The following is a 24,133-nucleotide window of genomic DNA, read 5'->3' on the forward strand; positions in this document are numbered from 1 at the left end:
GAGTCCATGGTTCTGCTACGGTGAGCTATGGCAGCAATGCCACAGTAAACCAGGGATATAATCTTGGCTTCAAGAAAGATAAATTTGATTTCGGTGCATTTTATGAAAGTAAGAATACTCATGGCTGGCATGACTATGATGTTTCTGTCAGCAGCTCCGGAAAAGCGGCAGGCTATGATTCTGATGCTCAGGGAAATGCCATCATTGGGAACAGGGGCGACAAGAAAGTCCTGAATGAAACTTTTGGATTCAATCTGGGCTACAGCTTTAGTGACAGCAAGAAATTGACCTATAAATATACCCATTCCATTTATGATTGGAAATATGATGACCCCATTTCTTACATAGAAGGCGCTAATCGGTGGAAAGGTAAAATTGGAGAAAATAAGAAGAGCTACTATCCGTCAAGCTTCCTGGGAACAAAAGGATGGCGTGCCTATAACCTTCATTCTTTAACCTATAATGATAAGGATAACGGCATTCATGCTCACTTTGGAATGACCGATTATTATAAGGACGGTTATACGTCTCCGGCAACAAGCGTAGATCCGGAAAAGAATTTTGATGGCGGCGGCAGTAAGACGTCTTATCCGTCTAAATCCTGGGATTTTGACTTCAACAAGCGCTGGAAACTGGGAGCGCATACTCTGCTGGCCGGTTTCGCCCTTGGACAGGATAAGTTCAGCGAAAATGTTTATAGTTCAGTGACAGACTGGAAATCCTGGAATAGTAAGATCAAGGAATCTTCCAAAGACCAGCGTCTGGGGGGCAAAGATAAGACCTACGCCATTTATGTACAGGATAAATGGAACTTTGCACCGAAATGGACAGCCTACATTGGCGGACGATATGACCATTATAAGAAATATGACGGATACGCTCAGTACAGGGGAGAAAAAGAAAATGACTTTGATTCCTCCTCTTATGATAAATTCTCTCCTAAACTTTCTTTGGACTATGCGTTCAATGACAGTACCAATGCCTATGTGTCCTATGGCAAATCCTTTAATCCTCCCATTCTCTACCAGGTCTACAGATACTCCGACAGTACCAGAGGAACCTATCGTCCGAACCCTGGTCTGGATCCGGAAACTACAGATACCTGGGAGTTGGGATTGAAAAAGAAAGTCGGTACTAAGACAGATATTCATGCAGACGTGTTCTATGCAAAAACAGATGATTATATCAAACTGAATAAACAGAATCCATCTGCCTATTTCTACGAAAATGCCGGTGAAGCCAAGACTCACGGCTTTGAAATCTCCCTGAACCAGCGCCACAGCGATGCCTGGTCTTCCTATATTAACTACACCTGGCAGACAGGCAAAATTGAAGGGGAAAAGAACTATGATATTCCCCGCCACCTGCTTCACCTGGGCACCACCTACAGCAAGGATCCCTGGACAATAAACCTGGACGGCATGTTCATTTCCGATAGAACAGAAGAAGGATACGAAAGAGACCATTTCAAAGCCAGGGATGCCTATTTCCTCATGAATCTTTCCACCAACTATCAGTTCAATAAAAACTTCGGTCTCCAGTTTGCCATTAATAACATGTTTGACCGGAAGTATTATGATGAGGATATTTCTACCAGCCATTACTATATCGGCGATGGCAGAACCTATACCCTTACCGCAAGATATTCCTTCTAACAGCAGGAACGACAAAAAACACCATCCTTTCAGGATGGTGTTTTTTTGATGGAATCCGGATAATATAAAAGGCGCCTTTTGAATATCTAAAAGCGCCTTTCACTATTTTCATTTATGATACTATTCCTCATCATTCCAGGGGAGATGAATATGAGGCGGTTTCAGGAAGCGGGGCAGAATGCCCTGATCCTCCCGGGGGTGGGCCGGTACGAATACAGGCAGCCGGGAAGGAAGGATTTCCAGATCCAGGGGGAAGGTGGGTCCAAGATCACCGTCAACATTGGTGACCAGCGGTTCATTTTCCCGAATGGAAAGATGGGCTTTTTTAAAACTGACCACGGTCAGAAAATCCGGGCCCATCTGCATGCCGGCCAGCAGCTTCGGCGCTGATTTCAAAGCCAGCAGCCATTCAAAATCATGGAAAAGACAAAGCTTGATAACTCCCTTATTTCGTTCCGACGGAGGAATCAGGTTATGGAAGCTGCCGGCGGAATCGGTAAGCATGGCGGCGATCAGCGGTGAGGAAACTTCAATCACTGTGCCGTTGTCTTCTTCGATACGGAAATGATAGGATTTCTGTTTGGATACCACCTGCATGCCTTTCATGTAGTAGGCCAGAGATCCGAACAGGGTTTTTTCCTTAATGGTTACTTTGCCTACTGCTTCGGAAATGCTGCCGGCGCCTACCACGTTGATGAAATAGCGGCCGTTGACTTTTCCTACATCAATATTCGTTTTCACTGCAGTTTCCAGCATATGGATGGCACCCTGGGGAGACCGTGGAATATGAAGGGCTCTGGCCAGGTCGTTGACGGTACCGAAGGGAACAAAGCCGAAGGTGGAAGGACTGTTTACCGGCACCATGCCGTTAATGACTTCATTGATGGTACCGTCACCGCCCATGCATATGACATCCCGTCCGTTTTCTGCCGCTTCTCTGGCAAAATGGGTGGCGTCTTTCGGCTTTTCTGTCAGTTTGATGGTAATATCTTCAAAACGTTTGGAAAGTACAGAGTGCAAAAGGGGAATATATCGCGGTGCCCTCTCATGGCCTGAGGTAGGGTTGACGATCATTGTACACTGTCCTTCTTTTTTCATAACGCTCACGCTCCGTGCAATAGAGACTTCCGGTCTCTTAAATTATCTATACTATTATACCAAATCGAAACGGAATTTTGACAGGATAATGAAACTTTCATGCAGAAAGGAGATGAAGCAGGAAGGTGTCATGCCGGACACAGGCTGGACAGAAAACTTTCAAAATTTCCCCTTGACAATAAAGGTCACCGGGATTATACTCTATGCATAACCGAGAGAGAACAGATGCAAGGATCGGGATAAAGGAAATTTCCTTGGTTTGCAGAGAGCCGGCGGCTGGTGAAAGCCGGTAAGAAGAAAACTTCCAACACTCGCCCGTGAGTATTTCAGCCGAACTAAGTAAGCGGAAACGTCCATTCACGTTACGAATAGGAACACCAAAGTATAATGTAGGGTGGTACCGCGAAAACATTCGCCCCTATCTTCAGAAAGAAATGAAGATCAGGAGCTTTTTTATTGGTATCATAGCGGAGGTGTTCCACTGAGTGATAAACCAGGGTGGTACCGCGTACATGCGCCCCTGTCTGCAGGAAACTGCAGGCAGGGGTTTTTGATTGGTTATGAAAAACGGAAAACTATCAAGTACAAGTCAGGGAGGAAACTAAGATGAGAACATGGATGAAAGCAATGGCAGCAGCAATGGCAGCAGCAGCAGTATGTGGAGCATTTGCAGGATGCGGCGGAGATAAAAAAGCCGCTTCTTCTGCTTCTGCTCAGGCAGCAGGAGACACCGTAAAATTCGGCTTTGTTACCGCCTATACCGGCCCGGGGGCCGCTTATGGCCAGGCAGAAAAAGAAGGGGCTGAACTGGCTGTAGAAGAAATCAACAAAGATCCGAAAACAAAGATGAAGATTGACCTCATCACATACGACAGCAAGTTAAACAAGGCAGAAGCCATCAATGCTTTCAAACGCCTCATTGAACAGGATAAGGTACTGGCTATCCAGGGACCTATGACCTCCGGTGAAATGTTCGCTGCAGGTCCGATTGCCCAGCAGGCCAAGATTGCCGTCTTCGGCACCAGCACCACCGCTCCCAAGATTACAGATATCGGCGACTATATTTTCAGAAATGCTATCCCCGGCAAGCTGGCTATTCCTACTACCGTCAAGAAAGCGCATGATAAACTGGGATTCCAGAAGGTAGCTGTCATGTATTCCAACAACAATGACCAGATGGTAGGTGAAAATGAAATTTACCAGCAGACCTTCAAGGATATGGGAATCGACGTAGTAGATACAGAAACCTTTGCCGACAAGGATACGGATTTCTCTGCACAGCTCACCAAGATTCAGGCAGCTAATCCTGATGTTATCTGCATTGCCGGCTTCTATCAGGAAGGCGCTCTTATTGTCAAGAAGGCTAGAGAAATGGGCATGAACCAGCCGATTATTGGAAATAATGGTTTCAACAGCCCTCAGTATATCAAGCAGGCCGGTGAAGCAGCTGACGGCACACTGGTAGCTACCCCGTGGAACCTGGATAGACAGAGCGATAAAGCTCAGAACTTCCGTAAGGCTTTCGTAGCTAAGTTTGGTCATGAACCGGATCAGTTCGCAGCCCAGACCTATGATGCTTTCTATATCATGCATGAAGCTGCAGAAAAGTCCGGCTCTACCACTGATAGAAAGAAATTCCGTGATGCACTGGCACAGATTAAGAACTTTGAAGGTGCTACCGGCAAATTTGAATTTGATGAAAACAGGGATCCGAAAATGGACCTGGATGTACTGCAGGTCAAGAATGGCCAGTGGGTTCCTTTCGCTTAATCGGTTTATTCTGAAGGAAGTATGGAAGCATAGAAGTTTGAATCAAGGCAGCATGGTAGGATGGTCAATGTAAGGGAATAGAGGAGTACAGCAGACAGAAGAATGGAAGCATAGGAGGTAAAAAGGCAGAGCCCGGGCTCTGCCTTTTTATGTGGAGGAAATGATTTGGTGTTAATGGCTGATGAAATATGGAAGGCTTCCTGCAGGCGCCGGCATGCTTTATCCCTTTCCCGGTCTCCGGATTTGAATTTTTTATTGAAATCACTGGAAACTCTGTCCGGTATGTGTCATGATAAAGCGTACAAGGAGGAAACAATCATGGATGAAATGAATGAGCTTTTTTATAAAGATGCCTATATGAAGGAATTTGACAGTTCCGTAGTCAGCTGCAGCAAAGGAAAGAAAGGCTATGAAGTGGTACTGGAGGATACGGCTTTTTATCCGGAAGGCGGCGGACAGCCCGGCGATCATGGCACCCTGGGCGGCGCAAAGGTGCTGGATGTACATCGGAAAGACGGCGTGGTGATCCATTATACGGACAAGCCTCTGGAAGCAGGAAGTACAGTCCATGGCGTGATTGACTGGCAGCGCCGTTTTGATTTCATGCAGAACCATTCCGGCGAGCATATTTTCTCCGGCCTGGTACATAAGAAATTCGGTTATGATAATGTGGGCTTTCATATGGATCATGTGGTAACTGTAGATTTCAGCGGCCCCATGACCATGGAAGATGCTATGGAAATTGAAAAGGAAGCAAATCAGCTGATTTACCGCAATGTGGAAACCAGGATTTCCTTCCCGTCGGCTGAAGAGCTGAAGACTATTCCCTATCGCAGCAAAATTGAACTGACCGGCAAGGTGCGCATCGTGGAATTTCCAGGAGGGGATATCTGTGCCTGCTGCGGCACCCATGTAGCAAGAACAGGCGAAATCGGCCTCATCAAGGTCCTTTCTCTGATGAACCACAAGGGCGGCGTCCGGATTGAACTGGCCTGCGGACGGTGGGCTTTGGAGGATTATGACAGAGTGCATGATTTGAACCGGGATATAGCTGTCCGCTTCTCCGTCAAATCCTATGAGACGGTAAAGGCAGTAGAGAAAATGGAAAAGGATATGGCTGATTTCAGGCAGAAAATCCACGAAATGAACCGCCGGTATTTTGCTCTGCGGGCTGCATCTCTGCCGGAAGGACAAAAGGCAGTACTTCTTGTAGAAGACAGCATGACACCCATGGAACTTCGTAAATTCTGCGAATATTTGGTAGAAAAAAAGCCGGAAAACATTATATTCCTTGTTTCCCGGAAAGATGAAAATTCTCTGAATTATGCCATTGGAAGCGGGAAGGTCAACCTGAAACCGCTCCTTAAAGAATGGAATGCCCGGCTTCATGGCCGAGGCGGTGGCAAAGACATTATGCAGGGCTCCTTTGCCTGCTCTCTGGAGGAAGTCAAGGAACTGGTGAATACCATAGAAGGATAAAGTTTCCGGCTTCCGTGGAATTTTGGGGAAGTAAGGCGCCTGACCTGCCCATAAAGGCGATTCCCTTTTGCCGCCCGAGTGAGGCAGAGCTGAGGATAGGTCCGGAATTTCAGCAAAGAACTGACGATCCAATCCTCCGCTGCTTACAGTCCCCTTCCAAATAAAGGAAACTAAAAATTGTGGCGGAGCGGCTGCCGATCTCTGCCTTCCGGCCCGCAAAGGCCGGTCAAACCTCATTCGTGGAGCGGGCGATGATCCACCCCTTTATATCTTTTGAATCAGCCTGCTCCGGCGGGGCTGAACTCTTTGAATCCGGACCGCTTTAGCGGTCCTTTTTCCATGACGGCAGTTTCAATGTTCCTCCGGCGGCCCAGACGCCAAGAAGAATGAGAGCGGCACCGGCAAGTTCGCCTTTTCCCATGGATTCGCCCAGAAAGAGAAAGGCGAAGACAGCGGCAAAGACCGGCTCCAGGGAGAAAATGAATCCGGCTCTTTCCGGCGTGGTGTATTCCTGTGCAACGGCCTGTATGGTAAAGCCATAGGCAGAGGAAAAGACCGCCAGCCCCAAAACAGCTGTCCATTCAGTAAGGGTGGATGGAAGCACCGGCGTTTCCCACAAAAAGCTGGCAGTGCCGGCTATGAGTCCCGCAAAGCCCATCTGCCATATGCCTAAAAGAAGACTGTCTACCCGGGATACGAAGGTATTGGTAAAAAGAATATCCAGAGCGTACAGGAAGGCCGCCAGAAGGCAGAGGACAAAGCCCTTGTCCAGGGTGATGGAAGTGACACCGTTTAACAGGATAAGACCGGCAGTGACAATCAGCGTGCCTGTGATGATGGAAAGAGAAGGCAGTCGCCTTATCCAGAGGGCGTGAAGAATGGGAACCATAATGACGGAAGTGGAAATCAGGAATCCGGCAGTGGAAGCTGACGTGCCGATGACTCCGTAAATGACTCCTATGAACACACCGGCAATCAGAAAGCCGGTCACAGCACTGTATTTCAGCGTTTCCCGGTCTGTTTTCCGCATCCGCTTTCCGAAAAAGGGAAGAAGAAGGAAAAAGGCAAAAAGACAGCGCAGCGCGGCGATACAGATGGGAGGCATGGTTTCTGCTCCCATTTTCATAAAACCATAGGAACTGCCCCATACAAAGGCGGCAGTAAAAAGAAGAAAATCAGCTTTGCTCCGGCTCATGGACGGCTCCTTTTCTGACTGCATTGATTTACATTCGGTATTTTATCATATATCCACTTTAGAATTACATAAGAAATATGGTATAATCTATATAGAATTTATTAAATAAGAGAGGAGACTTCCTATGTCTTTTAAAGAAATTCCAGTAGAAGAATGGGGCTTGAACCCTTTTACCAGCCTGGCTGATTACTGTATTGTCACTGCAGGGAATAAAGAAAAATGCAATCCCATGCTGGTGACCTGGGGCGGATTCGGCGTAATGTGGAGAAAGCCGGTGGCTTCCATCTATATCCGCCAGAGCCGTTTCACCAAAACCATCCTGGACTCACAGGACTATTTCACCCTGTCTTTCCCGCCGGTTTCCTTCAAGCCGCAGGAATCCTACATGGGCTCCCATTCCGGCAGGGATGGCGATAAATTTGAGGGAAGCGGACTTCACCCCTATGCTATCGGCGATGAGGCAGTAGGTTTGGAAGAAGCAGATCTCATTCTGGTATGCCGTAAGATTTACACCCATGAAATGAAAGAGGAGTTCTATACAGATAAGGAAACCTATGAACGGTGGAACTCCGGCAGACAGGCCAACAACAACCACAGCATCTACATGGGAGAAATTGTAAAAGTTTTGAAAAAGTGCTGATCAGTTAATAAAACCCCGCTCCGTCATGAAAACATGATGGGCGGGGATTTTTTCTGCGGGAAGGAGGATAAGAAAAACGTCAGAACAGCTTATGATCTGCCTGCTGTTTTCCATCCATTGATGCTAAAAAATCAGGAATCGGGGAAATGTTTTTTACTGTCTGTTTTCAGCAGCATGCAGTATCATATCGGAGCTTTTGAGGGTTCCTTCTTTTCTTCTCTTTTCAAATTCTGCCGTAGCGGTAAAGAGGACATCGCTGGAGCTGTTGAGGGCTGTTTCGCAGGCATCTTCCAGTACGGAAATGATAAACCCAACGCCTACCACCTGCATGGAAACATCATTGCTGATGCCAAAGGAAGCGCAGGCTACGGGAATAAGAAGAAGGGAACCGCCGGCTACGCCGGAAGCGCCGCAGGCACCTATGGTAGCTACCAGGCAGAGAAGGAAGGCGGTGGGGAGATCCACCTGTATGCCCAATGTATGGGCGGCGGCCAGAGAAAGAACGGAAATGGTGACGGAAGCGCCGGCTGTATTCACTGCTGCTCCCAGAGGAATGGAGATGGTATACATGTCCGGGTCCAGTCCAAGTCTGCGGCAGAGGTTGAGGTTGACCGGAATATTGGCAGCGCTGCTTCGGGTAAAGAAGGCATAGACACCGCTTTCCTTCAAAGTGGTCAGCACCAGGGGATAGGGATTTTTATGAACTCTGGTAAATACGAGAAGAGGATTCATCACCAGAGCCACAGTGCCATAGGCGCCGATTAATACGGCCAGGAGGCGCACGTAGCCAAGAAGGGCGGAAAGGCCTTCACTGCCTACGGAATTTGCTACCAGCCCCATAATGCCCAGGGGAGCCAGATGGATGACCCATCCCACGATTTTGGTGACTGCTTTCGCTGTATCGTCCAGGAAAGCCTTTGTGCTGTCGCTGCCCAGAGATTTCAGTGCAATACCGAAGACGATTGCCCAGAGAAGAATACTGATGTAATTTGCTTTCAGAATGGCGCTTACCGGATTATCAATGGTACTCATGACCAGATTATACAATACTTCTCCTATACCGCTGGGCGGTGTACTGCTTCCCTGGTCCATGGCTGTCTGGAGAGACAGGGTGGTGGGGAAGAGGAAAGAAAAGGAAACGCCGATAATGGAGGCCAGAAAGGTGCTTGTCATATATAATGTGACGATCGGTTTCATGCTTCCTTTCTGTTCCGGCTTTTTCTGGGCAATCGCATTAATGACCAGGAAAAAGACAAGTACAGGAGCTACGCTTTTTAAAGCTTTCACAAACAGGTCGCCGAATACCTTCAGGAAAGGGACGCACTGAGGCAGGGTGACTGCCAGTATGATACCTGCGACCAGTCCCAGGGCGATCTGATGAATCAGTTTGATGTGGGAAAGAATGGATTGTATTTTGGAAATCAATAGAACCCTCCTGCTACTTATATATAAAAAGAAATATTACGATTTTTAATTATACGCTTATAATTGAGGGAACGCAATGGAATTTAATGGAGAAAGTCACGGATCATGGGCCGGGGAAGCACTGATTCATTCATAGAGTTTACTTTCATAAGAAATTTTGTGCACTGTTTCGTCATGAGATTCCTTAAATAGCCCGCTGTTCGCGTCATCCCATTCCCCGCATTGCATAGAATTTCAAGAATGAAAGCAGACACTGATTGAATCGGTGCGTCCCTGGCGGGTTGATTTTGGCCTGGTATATCCGGCCGTACAGTGCTTCAATGGCAGTGAGGAGAGAAATGAAAAGCATTTTCAGATTTCAGAGAGTTGTAATTCAAATTTGAATTTGATAAAATGAATACAGCACAATCCGTGCATGGACAATGGTACAGAAAGAGGCAGTTCATCTGTACTTCTTTCCATGAAAATCAAATGTTGACATATGCTGCTTGTAAGGAGGTGGCGGTATGGATAGAAAAAAGAAAGCAGCCCTGGGGATGATTCCTCTTATGGCGGCTGCTTTTAGCCTGGTTCCCCTGGCGGGACAGGCGGAAGAGCCGGTGAATCTGGAGAAAACATCCTGGACATCTCTGGCAGGCATGTATGATAATCCCTATTTCACTCCCGCTGCAGGTGCTTCCCTTTCGCCGGAGGTGCTTTCAGAGTGGTGGAAGGTTTTCCATGATGATACCCTTGATGAACTGATTTACAGGGCACTGGATCAAAACAGGGATCTGGCGCAGGCAGAGTCCCGGCTGGCCCAGGCCAGGGAGGCACTGGGAATTTCGAAGGCATCCCTGGTTCCCTGGATGAATGCAGGCGCCGGATGGGTACGGGCGGAAGCACCGGATGGCGTTATTTCCGATTTGTCGCCTTCTGCGCTGAAAAGCTTTCCCGGCACATCCATTGATAATAATAGAAACCTGACCTATGCAGGTCTGGATGCATCCTGGGAGCTGGATTTCTTCGGGAAAAATCGATCGAAGGTAAAGGCTTCGGAAAAATCGCTGGAAGCGGAAAGGGGAATGCTCTATTCCACCTGGGTGTCCCTATCAGCGGAAGTAGCCATGAATTATATTACCCTCCGGACACTGCAGGAGGAGCTGGCAGTTACGGAAGCCCATATCCGAAACCAGAAGGAAAATCTGTCACTTCTCCAGATCAATGAAAATACAGGTCTTTTGTCTTCTCTGCCGTCGGATCAGGCGGAATATACTCTTCATGAATCAGAAGCTAAAATACCGGAACTGAAAACGGAAATCGGCGAAACGCTGAACCGGATTTCCATACTGACAGGCACTGTGCCGGGGGCATTGAATGACAGGCTCCTGGCACCGGCTCCGCTTCCTGAAATAGACAGTGCCATGTATAATGCAATTCCTGCGGAAGTGCTGCGCCAGCGGCCGGATGTGCATGCGGCAGAAATGGCATGGGCGGCACAGATCGCTAAGACGAAGGAAGCCAGGGCGGAAATGAAGCCTAAGTTTTCCATTCTGGGAGTGCTGGGGCTGGCGGCTCTTTCGGGCGGACTCTTTTCTGCGGGAAGCCATGCTTTCGGCATTATGCCTCAGGTATCCTATCCCCTTTTCAACAGGGGCGCTTTAAAGCGGAATGTAAGAGTACAGAGCGAAAAGGAAAAGGAAAAACAGGCAGCCTATGAAAATACGGTGCTGAAAGCTGCCGGTGAAGTACGGAGCGCTATGACGGCTGTGAGTCAGGACAAGGTAAGGAAGGACTCTTTGGAAAAAGGCCGGGATAAGGCAAAGGAAGCGCTGGATCTTTCTCAAAACCAGTTCAGCTATGGACTTTCGGACTATATGGGCGTACTGGATGCAGAGCGCCATTACCTGTCGCTGGACCAGGACTATACCCTGTCAAAGGGAAAAGAGCTGACGGACATGGTTTCTCTTTTCAAAGCACTGGGCGGAGGCTGGAAGCCGCTGGATGAAAAAGAGGAACAGAAGGTGTCGGAGAATAAAAGATAGAGGGTCACATGGCGGACCATCGGAAGGATGCAGAATCACCGGTCAACCCTTCTTTTATAATAATGAGAGGTGCATAATATGTTAGAAAAAATCAGGGAGCATAAAAAAACAGCGGTGCTTGTGGCTGCTGTACTTGTGCTGGCTTTAGGGTTCGGCTTTTACCAGTATCGAAGCCATAAGGCGGCGGAGGAAGCAGCCCGTCAGCTGGTGCTGAACGGCAATGTGGATCTCCGGGAAGTATCACTGGCCTTTAAAAACAGCGACCGGATTTCCGATATCCTTGTAGAAGAAGGGGATAAAGTTACCAAGGGACAGGTACTGGCCAAGCTGGATACCAATGATCTGGAACACCGCATGGATGTGACCCGATCCCAGATAGATGCCCAGCAGGCAGAGGTGGATAAGCTTCATAACGGCACCAGACCGGAGGATCTCCGCAGCGCTGATGCCAAAGTGAAGGAAGCCCGGGCGGAAAGGGATTTCCTGGCTTCTGACTATCAGAGAAAACAGGATGCATACAATACGTCCGGCGGAAAGTCGGTCAGCCGTCAGGTATTGGAGGATGCAAGAACAAAGCTTCATGTGGCCGATGCAAAGGTGAACGAGGCGGAAGAAGCGCAGAATCTGGCAGTGGCCGGCCCGAGAAGTGAAGATGTGGCAGCAGGAGAAGCCCAGCTGGAAGCCCTGCAGAATACGCTTTCCCAGGAAGAATATACCCTTTCCCAGTCGGAACTTCTGGCACCGCAGGACGGAGTTATCCGCTCCCGCCTCCTGGAAGTGGGGGATATGGCTTCTCCTCAGAAACCGGTTTTCCGTATGTCCCTGAATACGAAGAAGTGGGTAAGGGTATACGCAAAGGAAACGGATCTTGGAAAAATTCATGAAGGCATGAAAGCAGAAGTTTATACCGACAGTGACCCGAACCATCCGGTAGAGGGGCAGATCGGCTATATTTCCTCTACGGCTGAATTTACGCCCAAGAATGTGGAGACTTCGGAACTTCGCACGGCTCTCCTCTATGAAGTGAGGGTTTATGTGACCGATCCTGAGAACAAACTCCGTATGGGCATGCCGGCTACTGTAAAAATCGGACTGTAAAGGGTGATGACATTGGATGACTGGGTAATCAGGGCAAAAGACCTGTATAAAGCCTTTCCATTGAAAACGGGAGAAACCCTTCCTGCTTTGAACCATCTGTCCCTTGCTGTCCGCAGAGGGGAGCTGACGGCAGTCATCGGCCCTGACGGAGCCGGTAAGACTACACTGATGCGTCTCATTGCGGGCCTCATGGTACCCACCTCCGGCAGCCTTTCGGTGCTTGGCCTCGACAGCGTGAAGGATGCACAGGAGATCCAGAGCCGTATTTCCTACATGCCTCAGAAATTCGGACTTTATGAAGACCTGACGGTGGCGGAAAACATGAACCTTTATGCAGATCTTCACGGTGTGCCGAAAGAAAAGAGACCTGCCCGCTTCCGGAAGCTGCTGGAAATGATGGGGCTTGAACGTTTTACGGGACGGTTTGCCGGAAAGCTTTCCGGCGGGATGAAGCAGAAACTGGGACTGGCCTGCACCCTGGTGCGCTCTCCGGATCTGCTTCTCCTGGATGAGCCTACCGTGGGGGTGGATCCTCTGTCCCGGCGGGAATTGTGGGAAATCCTGAAGGAGTTTGTCAAGGAAGAACATTTGTCTATCTTTGTCAGTACGGCTTACATGAATGAAGCGGAAATGTGCCGCCATGTATTTGTGCTGAACCAGGGGCATATCCTGGCTGACGGCAGCCCGGAGGATTTGAGACAGATCGCGGAAGGACGCACTTTCCGGGTTATGCCTGAAAAAGGGGTTCCTACAAGAATCCTGCAGGCGCATCTGCTGGATGATGACAGTCATATTGTGGATGCGGTACCCCGGGGCGGGGAAGTCCATTTTATTACTAAAGAAAAGAACATGAAGATTCCCTGGCTGGAGAAGCAGGGGCTGGCTGTGCAGGAAGATGTTCCGCGGCTGGAAGACGGGTTTATGATTCTTCTTCGCCAGGCGGAATCTTCTGTGATTGTGCCGTCGTCAGACAGCGGAGATATTTTGGACCGCGGCGGCAGGCCTTCTACCGAAGTCAATATTGAGGTCAGAAATCTGGTCAAAAAGTTCGGGGATTTTACTGCTGTGGCCAACACGTCCTTTGTGGTGCATAAGGGAGAAATTTTTGGCCTCCTGGGCCCGAACGGAGCGGGAAAGACCACGACCTTCAAAATGCTCTGCGGCCTTCTCCCGGAAACCAGCGGGTATCTTTCCGTGGCCGGTGTAGATCTGCGAAAGGCCAGGACCAGGGCGCGGGCCAATATAGGATATGTGGCCCAGAAATTTTCTCTTTACAGCCATATGACGGTCATGGAAAACCTGAATTTCTTCGGAGGTATTTACGGCCTGTCCCCAAAACGGAAGAAAGAACGAATCCGGGAAGTGGTGAAGGAGTTTTATCTTTCCGGACGGCTGGATATGCGGGCCGGGGACCTGCCCGGCGGCTACAAGCAGCGTCTTTCCATGGCCTGTGCCCTTATCCATGAGCCTAAAATCCTGTTCCTCGATGAACCGACATCGGGTATTGATCCGCTGGCCCGGCGCAATTTCTGGAGACAGATAACGACTTTGGCCGCCAGGGGCACCACCATTATTATTACCACCCATTTTATGGAAGAGGCAGAGTACTGCGACCGGTTCATGATACAGGATAACGGACAGCTCCTGGCAATCGGCAGTCCGGAGGAAATCAGAAAGAAGCTGCATGCTCCCCGGGCGGATATGGATGATATTTTTATTCAAATTGTCAATGAAGCCAGACAGAAAGGAGAGAAAAATCCATGGAAGGATTCTGCCGGCGCATGAAGGCGCTTATATACAAAGAGTTTCTCCAGCTGATACGGGATTCCAGTTCTCTCCTTCTGGGGATTGTTCTTCCTATTATCCTGATCCTGATTATCGGATATGGCATATCCCTGGATGTCAAAAATGTACCCTGTGCGGTGGTACTGGAAGATACATCGCCTAAAGCCCAGGATGCAGTCAGCTTCCTGAACGGATCTGATTATTTCTCCCCGGTCTACGTGACCAGTATGGCGGAAGCGGAAAAACAGCTTCTGGACCGGGATGTCAATGTCATTATAGATATTCCTCCGGACTTTACTTCTTCCCTTTATGAAGGACGGGCAAAGGTACAGGTCATCATGGACGGGGTGGAAACAGCCACGGCCATGAGCACCGGTTCCTATGTGGAAAGTTCTCTTTCTTCCTGGATGGCTAAGGAGGGGCTGACAGGAACAGGCGGTGTGGCCATTGTGTCCCGTATGTGGTTCAATGATGCCAATTCCAGTACCTGGTTCTTCATTCCCGGACTGATTATGCTCATTATGACCATTGTGGGCGTCATGCTGACCTCTGTGGTCATGGCCAGGGAATGGGAGCGGGGAACCTTTGAATCCCTTTTCGTAACGCCGGTGAAACCCATGGAACTGGTACTGGCGAAAATGGTGCCTTATTTCTTTGTAGCCCTTCTGGGGATGGGCATCTGTCTGGTGCTGTCCCGTTTCCTCTTTGAAGTTCCCATGGAAGGCTCTCTGGCAGCGGTGATTCTCATATCCATGGTTTACCTTCTGGTGGCTTTAGGAATCGGACTGGTGATTTCTGCCGTAACCAAAAGGCAGTTCCTTGCCTGCCAGTTCTCTCTGCTGATCAGCTTCCTGCCCTGCCTTGTGCTGTCAGGATTTATCTTTGATCTGCGGTCTACACCCACCTTCGTACAGGCAGTAGGACAGGTGCTTCCCTTTTCCCATTACCTGGTATCCATCCGCTCCCTGTTTCTTTCCGGTACGGATACGGGCATGCTGCTGGAAGAAGGAGGGCTTCTCATGCTTTACGCCCTGTTTTTTGTAAGCTCTGCCTTTGGCATGACAAAGAAGAAGGTGGAATGATGGGAGAAATACGACTTTTTCTGCAGCAGCTCCGCGTGATCTGCGTGAAGGAAATCATGGCGATCTGGAATGATCCCGCCACACGGCGGATTGTGGTGGTACCTGCCCTGGTGCTGGGGTTCCTTTTCGGCTATGCCGCCAATTACAATCTGGAAGATGCGCCCTACGTGGCAGTGGATGAAAGCAGGAGCCATGCCTCTTCTGCCCTTCTGGCGCGTTTTGACGGCACCGGCCTTTTCCACCGGATTGCCACTCTCCAGAGCGTGGACGGCATGGAGAGCTACATTACCGGAGGCGATGCGGTGATGGCTGTGGTCATTCCGCCGGATTTCCAGCGAAAACTGGAAACAGGAGAAAAAGCGGATATTCAGATTATTACGGATGGACGAAACACCATGACCGCAGGACTGGCCTCTTCCTATGCCGCCCACATTGTCAGCGGGTATAATCTGTCTCTGGCCGGCAGGAACAGCCCTGTCACCATAGAAAGCAGGACCTGGTTTAATCCGAACCAGATTACCCGGTGGTTTTTCCTTCCGGGGATTATCGGCCTATTGAGTTTTGCCCAGGTATTTCTTCTTTCCGGTCTGTCGGTAGCCAGAGAACGGGAGGAAGGCACCTTTGAACAGCTTCTGGTGGCACCGGTATCTCCGGCGGTTATTCTTATCGGTAAGGCGGTTCCACCGCTGATTGTAGGATTTATCCAGTGCACCATCCTGCTCTGCATCAGCTACTTCTGGTTTCAGGTGCCCTTTGCGGGTTCCCTTGTCACGTTTTATACGGCCCTGTTCTTTTACCTTTTGAGCTCTACCGGCTGCGGACTGATTGTTTCTTCTATTTCCAAAAACATGCAGCAGGTGCTTGTCTATGTCATCGTACTCATGATACCGATGGCTCTTCTTTCCGGCATCATTACGCCGGTAAGAAATATGCCCTCCTTCCTGCAGATGATTACCTATGCAGATCCCCTGCGCTTTGCACTGGAACTGATCCGGCGTATATATCTTGAAGGACTGACATTCAGCGATCTGGCATGGAATTTTGTGCCGCTGGCCTGTATTTCTCTCGTGACGCTGTCCATTGCGGGATATCTTTTCCGTCATCATATGAATTGAAGGTGAATTTATGAAATCCATAAAGAAAACGACCCGGGAAGATGGGGAAGAAACCAGAATGCGGCTTATCCAGTGTGCAGGGCGCCTCATCGCCGATCAGGGCTACGACCGTACCACCAGCAAGGAGATATGCCGTCTGGCGGGAGTGAATCTGGCGGCGGTCAATTATCACTTCGGAAGCCGGGAAGGCCTTTATAAAGCCGTATTGGATGAAGTGTATCATTATGTGATTTCCCCTAAAGAAATCAGCGACATTTATCATATGGACGCCCCGCCCAGGGAAAAGCTGATGAAGCTTCTGGATCTTTATGTCAAGGAAGCGCTTTTTTCCGAAAGCTGGCAGGTTAAGGTGAGCATTCGTGAATTAATCAATCCCTCTGCCGTGTTCTCCAAGTTTGCAGAAAACTATATAGGAAAGAAACTGACACCGGTGCTGGATATGCTTTCCGCCTATCTGGGGCTTCCGGCGGAGGATCCCCGCGTATCCCGCACCTTTCTTACCGCTTTGTCTCCTTTCCTGATATTCCTTCTCTCCGGACACCGGCAGATGGGCCTTTTCATGTACGGCTTATCCAGACGGGACAAAGAACAGAAAATGGAAGAAGCAGATATGCTGAAGGAATTCGTCTTTGCCGGATTGGATCGGCTGAAGGAAAAGTGGGAGAAATAGATAATCAGACCGGCGGTCTTCCTGCCGTACCGCCGGTTTTTGGCAATGAGGAATGATTCAAAAAATATTTTTCGGCATGTTCACATCAAAGCCGTTTTTTCCATATATAGAGTAGAAGGAAGCAGGTCATGAGACGACACTTGGGAAATCAGGCACTTTCCTGCCAATCCTAGGCAGTGCAGGGAAATGCATCTCAAAGCAGCCGTCGGGATCCCCTTATTCCTTTTCCAATCCGGATGGAATGAAAAACAAAAAGAAACAAGAAACTCAGGACTCCAGACATTCCCTGTATGGCAGAAATGACGGGAGACTTGGGGGAAGCACTGATTCATTCACAGAGTCTGCTTTCATAAGAAATTTTATGTACTGCTTCGTCATGGGATTCCTTAAATAGCTCGCTATTCTCGTCATCCCATTCCTTGCATTGCATAAAATTTCAAGAATGAAAGCAGACAATGAATGAATCAGCGCTTCCCCTGCCTGGCGCGCGCCGTCGTACCCTGTACAGCAGCGGCCGTAGACCATGCGGACACCGAACTCATTGGGCACGATGGGAAGCCTGGAGACACCGGGTTTCTTTGCAGTGGGAAAATACTCATTTCCACCTTTCCGGGAGTGGCGGCTCAGATACTGCGGTATCCGCTGCGCAGCAGGGGTTGTGAAAAAATGGCAGTCATTTCTTCACAGCCCTTTTTTTATGCCTCCTGTATTTCTCCGGAGATTTTTAAAATGACAATGGGCTGTCCGCTGCTCAGAATGACGGTGCTGACGGAAAGGCTTCAAAGACATACTGCAGGGATTCCTTCTTTGTAGATTGCCGCAAAGAAGCTGCCGCAGTCATATAAACGCATGGCTGTCAGGCGGTACTATCACTTTCTGAAACAGAGCCGTTCTCTATGCGCAGAGCTGCATAATCGCTCTTTGAACCTTCCTCTTCATTTGATATACTATAGAAAATATGGATAACGGATGGTACAGGAGGATCTCCTATGCAGGAACATTTGAAAATTGCTTATACAAAGAAAGCACTGGAACTGTTTGCTCCTATTCCCACCAGGAAGGCGGTTCCGGCGGAAGATACGGATTTTACAGATACAGCAGCGCTGGTACTGACGGAGGAGGATTCCTCTTTCCTTGACAATCAGAGGGTGAAGGCATTTCATATTCCTGTGTTTCTGATTGTGACGGACCAGGGAGAAAAGCTGGATGAAAAACTGGGGAGCGTGTATGGCATACTGAATCCATCCTCTCTGCCCCGGGCATTTTTTGAGCGTCAGATCGAAAAGGCAGCCTCCGAGTACGAAGAATCGCTCCTTCCTCCTTTTTTCAAGAAGCTCCGTGATTATGTAGAGTGGGGAAACTCCCAGTTCGACTGCCCCGGCCATCAGGGCGGCAGCTACTTTACCAAGCATCCGGCAGGACGTATTTTTTATGATTTCTATGGAGAAAATACCTTCCGGGCCGATCTCTGCAACGCCGATGTGGCCCTGGGGGATCTTCTTATCCATGAAGGTGCAGCCCTGGCTGCCCAGAAGCATGCGGCCCGCGTATTTAATGCGGATAAAGCCTATTTCATCCTTAACGGGACGTCCGGCGCCAATAAGGTGGTCATGAATGCCCTTCTGGCACCGGGGGATCTGGTGCTTTATGAAAGAAACAACCATAAGTCCGTGGGGTACGGTGCCCTGATCCAGGCCGGAGCCATTCCGATTTACCTGGAAACTGCAAGGAATCCTTTCGGCCTTATCGGCGGCGTGCTGGATCACTGCTTCAATGAAGAATATATCCGCATGCTCATCGCAGAACGGGATCCCAAGCGGGCCCGTATGGACAGGCCCCTGCGGGCGGCAGTGATTCAGCTGGGAAATTATGACGGCTGCATTTACAATGCCCGCCAGGTGGTGGAGAAAATCGGACATCTCTGCGACTATATTGTTTTTGATTCTGCCTGGGTGGGGTATGAGCAGTTTATTCCCATGATGAAGGACTGCTCGCCGCTTTTGCTTCATCTGGGACCGGATGATCCCGGCATTATTGTGACCCAGTCCGTCCACAAGCAGCAGGCCGGTTTCTCCCAGGCTTCCCAGATTCTGAAGAAAGACAGCCATATCAAAGGACAGGCAAGATATGTGCCCCACAAGATTTTTAACAATTCTTTCATGGTAAATTCCTCTACCTCTCCCAATTACCAGATTTTTGCATCTCTTGATATGAATGCCCGGATGCAGGAAGGGGAAGCGGGAAAGCTCCTCTGGCATGAATGCATTGTCAATGCTATTGAAGCCAGAAAGAAGGTGCTCCGGTACTGCAAGTACCTTCGCCCCATTGTGCCGCCTCTGGTTCATGGCAAAAAGTGGGAAGAGGGAAATACGGAAGACATGGCGGAAGACATCGCCTACTTTGCTTTTGAGCCGGGAGGAAAATGGCATTCCTTCCAGGGATATGCCAAGGGACAGTACTTTATTGATCCCATGAAGCTGCAGCTCATGACGCCGGGCATCAATATTGAAAATGGAGAATATGAGGATTTTGGTATTCCTGCCATCATTCTGGCCGATTATCTGAGAGATAACCAGGTGATCCCTGAAAAGTGCGATCTGAATGATATTCTCTTCCTCATGACGCCGGCAGAAACGGAAACCAAGCTGAATGATCTCATCACCAAGCTGCTTAAGTTTGAAAGATACATTGATCAGGATGCACCTATGGAAAGGGTACTGCCTACGGTATACAGCAAATATGAAAAAAGGTATGAACGGTATACCATTCGCCAGCTCTGCCAGGAACTGCATGATTTTTACAAGGCTAAAAAAATCAATGTACTGCAGAAGAAAATGTTCCTGAAAGCCTATTTCCCTGAATATGTGACCAGTCCCCAGAAAGCTAACTGGGCGCTGGTGAGGGGACAGGGAGAGCTGGTTCCTCTGGAAGAAGCGGAGGGACGGGTGGCCCTTCAGGCTGCTGTACCCTATCCGCCGGGAGTTACCTGTGTACAGCCCGGTGAAAGATGGTCCCGCATTGCTCTGGATTATTTCCTTGATTTTGTGGAGACCGCCCATATTCTTCCCGGCTTTGCACCGGAGCTGCAGGGCGTATATCTGGAAAAAGACAGCGCCGGCTATCTGCAGGCGAAAGGCTATGTGCTGAAGAAGGAATATGAAAGGGAATATAAAGAGTAGGAAGCTCCGTGATTGAAGCGGCCGGGCCAGGGCCCCGGCCGCTTTCTGTATCTTTTGGACCTGCAAATCTTTCAGAAATACGGCAGGCCCCTTGCCTCGTAAAATCAGATTTCATGTAAAAGAAAACCACCGTCCCCGGGAGGAGGACGGTGGTTTTCCGTTGTAGAGGATGTTACATGGTATGGCAGATTCTGCCCTGGATCTGCCATAAGTATCGAGATGATTTTATCCCTTGGGCCTGCTTTATTTTTCTGCTGCTGCAGGAACGGCACCGGCGGGGTCTTTAGCAGCTTCTACAGCTTCGTTGTCGGCTTTTGCCTTCTTCAGGTCGAAGCGGTCGGAAACGAATCCGTACAGCGTCCAGCCGAAGACGGTAACGATAGCGCCGTAGGTCATGGCATCAAAGCCGGATGCGTAGCAGGCGTAAAGGCTGTAAAGAGAAGCGATGAATGCAATGAACTTGGTGGTCTTAAGCTCGCTGCCCACATGGTCCACCGCTTTCATGATGACCACAATGGATGCCATGCAGAGCAGGTAAGGCATAATATTGGTAATTACGGCCAGGTTGACCAGCGTTTCAAACTGTTCATTCAGCGAGGGGCTGATGGTCATGAGAGAGAAGAGGGACTGGATGATGGTAATGGTTACCATGCCTGCAATAGGAGCACCATGGGAGGTTACTTTTTTCAGGAAAGCAGGGAAGTAGCCTTCATCACTGCCTGCCTTGAATACGTTGGCAATGGTGAACTGCCAGCCCAGGAGGGAACCGAAGCAGGAGAGCACCATGAGGCCCATGATGATTCTGCCTACTGTGCCGCCAAACATCTGGGAGAATACGAGTCCGAAGGGAGCGGAGCTGGATACCAGTTCGTCAGCAGGAACAATACCGAAGATAATATTGGTGGAAACAATGTAGCAGGCAGCTGCCAGAAGAGTGCCGCCCAGAACGGCTTTCGGCACATTCTTTTCCGGATTGTCAACGGCATCGGCGTTGGCGCAGGCGGATTCCATGCCCAGGAAAGCCCAGAGGGTCATGGTAATGGCGTTCATAGCTGCTTCTCCGAATCCCAGGTTATGGATATTCCAGTTAGCAGTATACATGGATGGGGAGAACCAGAACCAGCCTACAAAGGCAAGTCCGATACAGGGGATAATGACGCCCCATACGGTAATGGAGGATACCTGACCGGTGTATTTGGCGCCGCCGAAGTTAAGGACAGTAGCCAGCCAGAGGGTGAATACTGTAGCAGCGCAGGTCATTACCGGATCAAGGGTGGTATCCAGGAAGCCCAGGGCATACCCTACAGCTGAAATAGCAATGGCTGTATTGGCGAAGATCAGGGATACGCCATAGGTGTAATTGGCAAGGAAGTTGCCGGCTTTTCCGAAAGAATATTCAGCATAGCCGCCCATGCCGCCGCCTTTTTTGCTGTACATGCCGCACTTGGCAAATACATAGGCCAGGGCCATGGAACCTACGGCAGTTACCAGCCAGGAAACAATGGACAGGGCACCAACCTGGGCCAGCTTGGAGGGGAGCATGATGATGCCGGACCCCATCATGTTGACCGCCGTAAGGATGGTCAGCTGGAAGACGCTCATTTTATTTGCTTTACTCATAATATACTCCTTTACAGGGGGAAGGCCGGGGAAAGCCTCTTTCCCCGCTTCCCTGCTTGTACCTGTTTCTCCTTTGAGAAAGATTATTTCTTTTCAAATTCTTTCTTCAGTACATAGCCGTAGGCGTGTTTCTTTCCATCTGCGCCGGGCTGTACATATACGCCCTGAATTTCCGGAGCGAAGCCGGGCAGCTGGTTGATGCCTTCTACCAGGTCCAGGAAATAGGTGACAGCAGTGCTGGACCATTTTTCACCGGGATGTACGCAGAGAACTCCGGGCGGATAGGGGAGAGCGCCTTCCAGGGCGATACGGCCTTCAGCTTCAGCCAGGTCTACCAGTTCGCCGTGGGCTCTCATAAATTCATACTGGGCTTCCTGCGGATTCATTACATATTCAGGGAAATAATCCTTGAGGAAAAGCTGCTTCTGGAGGGTGGATACTTTGCGGTCCTTGTAGAAATCATGCATTTCCTGGCAGAGCCGTCTGATGGTATATCCTCTGTATTTTTCTTCATAGGCATTGTAGATGGAGGGGAGCACTTCGGACATGGGGGCGTCTTCATCAATGAGCTGTTCGAAGCGGATGAGTTTGGCCACCAGGTCATTCATCTTGGTTTCGCTTTCTGCGGGGGTCATGAGGAAGAGAATATCATTCAGGTCGCATTTTTCCGGGATGATACCGTTTTCACGCAGGTAGTTGGCCAGAATGTTTCCGGGAATGCCGAAGTCTTCATAGCCGCCGTTTTCTACATCAATGCCTGCAGTAACGAACTGCAGCTTCATGGGATCAATGAAGTACTGGCCTTTGCCGTAGCCGTCAAAGCCATGCCATTTGGCACCCGGTTCGAAAGCCCAGTAATTGATATCATTGGCCATCTTGTCCGTATCTCCGTCTTCCCATTTCTTGCCGTATACGATCGGGGGAACCAGGGGACGGATGTAGTGGCAGTTGCGGAGCACCTGTTTTCTTGTTTCAATAACCAGTTTCACTGCATCTCTCCACAGCTTCTTTCCTGCTTCGCCTTCATGTATTTTGGCGTTTACATCAAGAGCAGCGAAGAGCTGGTACAGAGGGGAGGTGGAAGCGTGCATCATGAAAGCATTGTTTACTCTCTTATGAGGTACATAACGGTCCTGTCCTTTAATGTGAGAGTCTTTCTTATGAATCTGGGAGGTCATGGAGAAGCCGGCCTGCTGCTTATGGACAGACTGGGTAACGAAAATGCCGGGGTCTTCCGGTCCCAGGTCCAGAAGAAGAGGAGAGCAGTCTTTCATCATGGGGATGAACTGTTCATATCCTACCCATGCGGAGTCGAAGAAAATGTAATCGCAGAGATGGCCGATCTTATCGACTACCTGGCGGGCGTTGTAAATGCAGCCGTCATAAGTGCCCAGCTGGATAACTGCCAGACGGATAGGTCTCTTTGCCTTTGCTTTTACGGGATCCCTTTCAGCTACCAGCTTACGGATGTATTCTTCGTTGAAGCAGTGTTCGGGAATGCCGCCGATAGAGCCGAATGCATTTCTTTCTGTTTCCAGATAAACCGGGGTGGCACCTGCCAGCACCAGGGCGCCGTGGTCAATGGATTTATGGTTGTTGCGGTCGAAGAGAACGATGTCGCCGGGGGTCAGCACTGCGTTCAGCACTACTTTGTTGGAAGTGGAGGTCCCGTTCAGTACGAAGTAGGTTTTATCTGCGTTGTATACTCTTGCGGCATGCTTCTGGGCAGCCAGAGCCGGGCCTTCATGAATGAGGAGATCCCCCATGGCTACGTCTGCGTTGCAGAGGTCAGCCCGGAAGGTGTTTTCTCCAAAGAAGTCATAGAATGCGCGGCCGGCAGGATGTTTTCTGAAGAAGGCGCCGCCCTGATGCCCCGGGCAGTCGAACTGGGAATAGCCGTTTTCCACATATTTTTCCAGATCTTTAAAGAAAGGAGGAAGTACATTTTCTTCGTAATGAGAGGCAGCGCTTTCAATCTGACGGCTGTAGAAATCATGATCCGTATCATTGAGATCGATAACGCGGTATACCTTGCTGATGATTTCGTCAGCCACCGGCCCTTCTTTGGTACGGATCAGAAGTACCGGAATCTTGAAGGCGAAAATCATTTCATTCTGCAGAACATCGGTATCGGTATCTGCAATAACAACGGCACCTACATCGGTGTAGTCCGTATCATGAACGCCTACCGCTTCCCGTGCAGGAATCCGGCCGAAAATTTCAAGAGCCTTCTCAGAATAAGCAATTTTTAAATGTTTCACGATAGAAACCTCCTGTATTGAACATTCTGTTATGAAT

16 protein-coding genes and 1 other annotated feature are annotated in these 24,133 nt (G+C 49.4%); of the genes, 11 read left to right on the forward strand and 5 right to left on the reverse strand.

What is annotated here, in order from left to right; all coding sequences use genetic code 11:
• The coding region (locus tag ACI4N7_RS09015; RefSeq protein WP_439733028.1) for a TonB-dependent receptor at window positions 1-1,655 on the forward strand (1,655 nt) is incomplete at its 5' end.
• A gap of 120 nt (window positions 1,656-1,775) precedes the next feature.
• Here ACI4N7_RS09015 and ACI4N7_RS09020 read toward each other — a convergent pair.
• Complete coding sequence (locus tag ACI4N7_RS09020; RefSeq protein WP_439733029.1) at window positions 1,776-2,753, reverse strand: diacylglycerol/lipid kinase family protein; 978 nt, start codon at window positions 2,751-2,753, stop codon at window positions 1,776-1,778.
• 221 nt (window positions 2,754-2,974) lie between these two features.
• Window positions 2,975-3,176, forward strand: a binding site (T-box leader).
• 183 nt (window positions 3,177-3,359) lie between these two features.
• Here ACI4N7_RS09020 and ACI4N7_RS09025 point away from each other — a divergent pair.
• Together ACI4N7_RS09025 and ACI4N7_RS09030 are read left to right on the forward strand one after the other, a co-directional pair.
• On the forward strand, window positions 3,360-4,523 hold the full coding sequence (locus ACI4N7_RS09025; protein WP_439733030.1) for an ABC transporter substrate-binding protein: 1,164 nt from the start codon (window positions 3,360-3,362) through the stop codon (window positions 4,521-4,523).
• Window positions 4,524-4,841: 318 nt separating this feature from the next.
• Window positions 4,842-6,002, forward strand: a complete 1,161-nt coding sequence (locus ACI4N7_RS09030; protein ID WP_439733031.1) for an alanyl-tRNA editing protein — start codon at window positions 4,842-4,844, stop codon at window positions 6,000-6,002.
• Window positions 6,003-6,324: 322 nt separating this feature from the next.
• Here ACI4N7_RS09030 and ACI4N7_RS09035 read toward each other — a convergent pair whose 3' ends face one another.
• Window positions 6,325-7,197, reverse strand: a complete 873-nt coding sequence (locus ACI4N7_RS09035) for a DMT family transporter (protein WP_439733032.1) — start codon at window positions 7,195-7,197, stop codon at window positions 6,325-6,327.
• Window positions 7,198-7,321: 124 nt separating this feature from the next.
• Between ACI4N7_RS09035 and ACI4N7_RS09040 the strand changes: the two genes are divergently transcribed.
• Complete coding sequence (locus ACI4N7_RS09040; RefSeq protein ID WP_439733033.1) at window positions 7,322-7,837, forward strand: flavin reductase; 516 nt, start codon at window positions 7,322-7,324, stop codon at window positions 7,835-7,837.
• 153 nt (window positions 7,838-7,990) lie between these two features.
• Here ACI4N7_RS09040 and sstT read toward each other — a convergent pair whose 3' ends face one another.
• Window positions 7,991-9,259 carry a serine/threonine transporter SstT gene (gene sstT / locus ACI4N7_RS09045; RefSeq protein WP_439733042.1) on the reverse strand — a complete coding sequence of 423 codons (1,269 nt, stop codon included), beginning with the start codon at window positions 9,257-9,259 and terminating at the stop codon, window positions 7,991-7,993.
• Window positions 9,260-9,768: 509 nt separating this feature from the next.
• On the opposite strand from sstT, the gene ACI4N7_RS09050 reads away from it, so the two are divergent.
• The 7 genes from ACI4N7_RS09050 to speC all read left to right on the forward strand — a co-directional run bounded on the left by ACI4N7_RS09050 (window position 9,769) and on the right by speC (window position 20,215).
• Entirely contained in the window at window positions 9,769-11,286 is a 1,518-nt protein-coding gene (locus ACI4N7_RS09050; protein WP_439733034.1) for an efflux transporter outer membrane subunit, read from the forward strand.
• 78 nt (window positions 11,287-11,364) lie between these two features.
• Window positions 11,365-12,384: an HlyD family efflux transporter periplasmic adaptor subunit gene (locus ACI4N7_RS09055; protein WP_439733035.1), complete on the forward strand. Its 1,020-nt coding sequence runs from the start codon at window positions 11,365-11,367 to the stop codon at window positions 12,382-12,384.
• A 6-nt stretch (window positions 12,385-12,390) separates the two neighbouring features.
• Complete coding sequence (locus tag ACI4N7_RS09060) at window positions 12,391-14,169, forward strand: ATP-binding cassette domain-containing protein (protein ID WP_439733043.1); 1,779 nt, start codon at window positions 12,391-12,393, stop codon at window positions 14,167-14,169.
• Entirely contained in the window at window positions 14,166-15,251 is a 1,086-nt protein-coding gene (locus ACI4N7_RS09065; RefSeq protein ID WP_439733036.1) for an ABC transporter permease, read from the forward strand. Before ACI4N7_RS09060 ends, ACI4N7_RS09065 begins: the two co-directional genes overlap by 4 nt.
• Complete coding sequence (locus tag ACI4N7_RS09070) at window positions 15,248-16,366, forward strand: ABC transporter permease (RefSeq protein ID WP_439733037.1); 1,119 nt, start codon at window positions 15,248-15,250, stop codon at window positions 16,364-16,366. The genes ACI4N7_RS09065 and ACI4N7_RS09070 overlap by 4 nt, the downstream gene beginning before the upstream one ends.
• A gap of 10 nt (window positions 16,367-16,376) precedes the next feature.
• Window positions 16,377-17,036, forward strand: coding sequence for a TetR/AcrR family transcriptional regulator (locus tag ACI4N7_RS09075; protein ID WP_439733038.1), 660 nt, complete (start codon window positions 16,377-16,379; stop codon window positions 17,034-17,036).
• Between the two features lie 989 nt (window positions 17,037-18,025).
• Window positions 18,026-20,215: an ornithine decarboxylase gene (gene speC / locus ACI4N7_RS09080; RefSeq protein WP_439733039.1), complete on the forward strand. Its 2,190-nt coding sequence runs from the start codon at window positions 18,026-18,028 to the stop codon at window positions 20,213-20,215.
• Between the two features lie 243 nt (window positions 20,216-20,458).
• On the opposite strand, the gene potE is transcribed toward speC, so the two are convergent.
• Window positions 20,459-21,835, reverse strand: a complete 1,377-nt coding sequence (gene potE / locus ACI4N7_RS09085; protein WP_439733040.1) for a putrescine-ornithine antiporter — start codon at window positions 21,833-21,835, stop codon at window positions 20,459-20,461.
• 83 nt (window positions 21,836-21,918) lie between these two features.
• Entirely contained in the window at window positions 21,919-24,096 is a 2,178-nt protein-coding gene (gene speF, locus ACI4N7_RS09090) for an ornithine decarboxylase SpeF (RefSeq protein ID WP_439733041.1), read from the reverse strand.
• Window positions 24,097-24,133 lie beyond the last annotated feature (37 nt).

This window comes from Dialister sp. (genome assembly GCF_051885895.1).
Lineage (GTDB): Bacteria > Bacillota > Negativicutes > Veillonellales > Dialisteraceae > Dialister.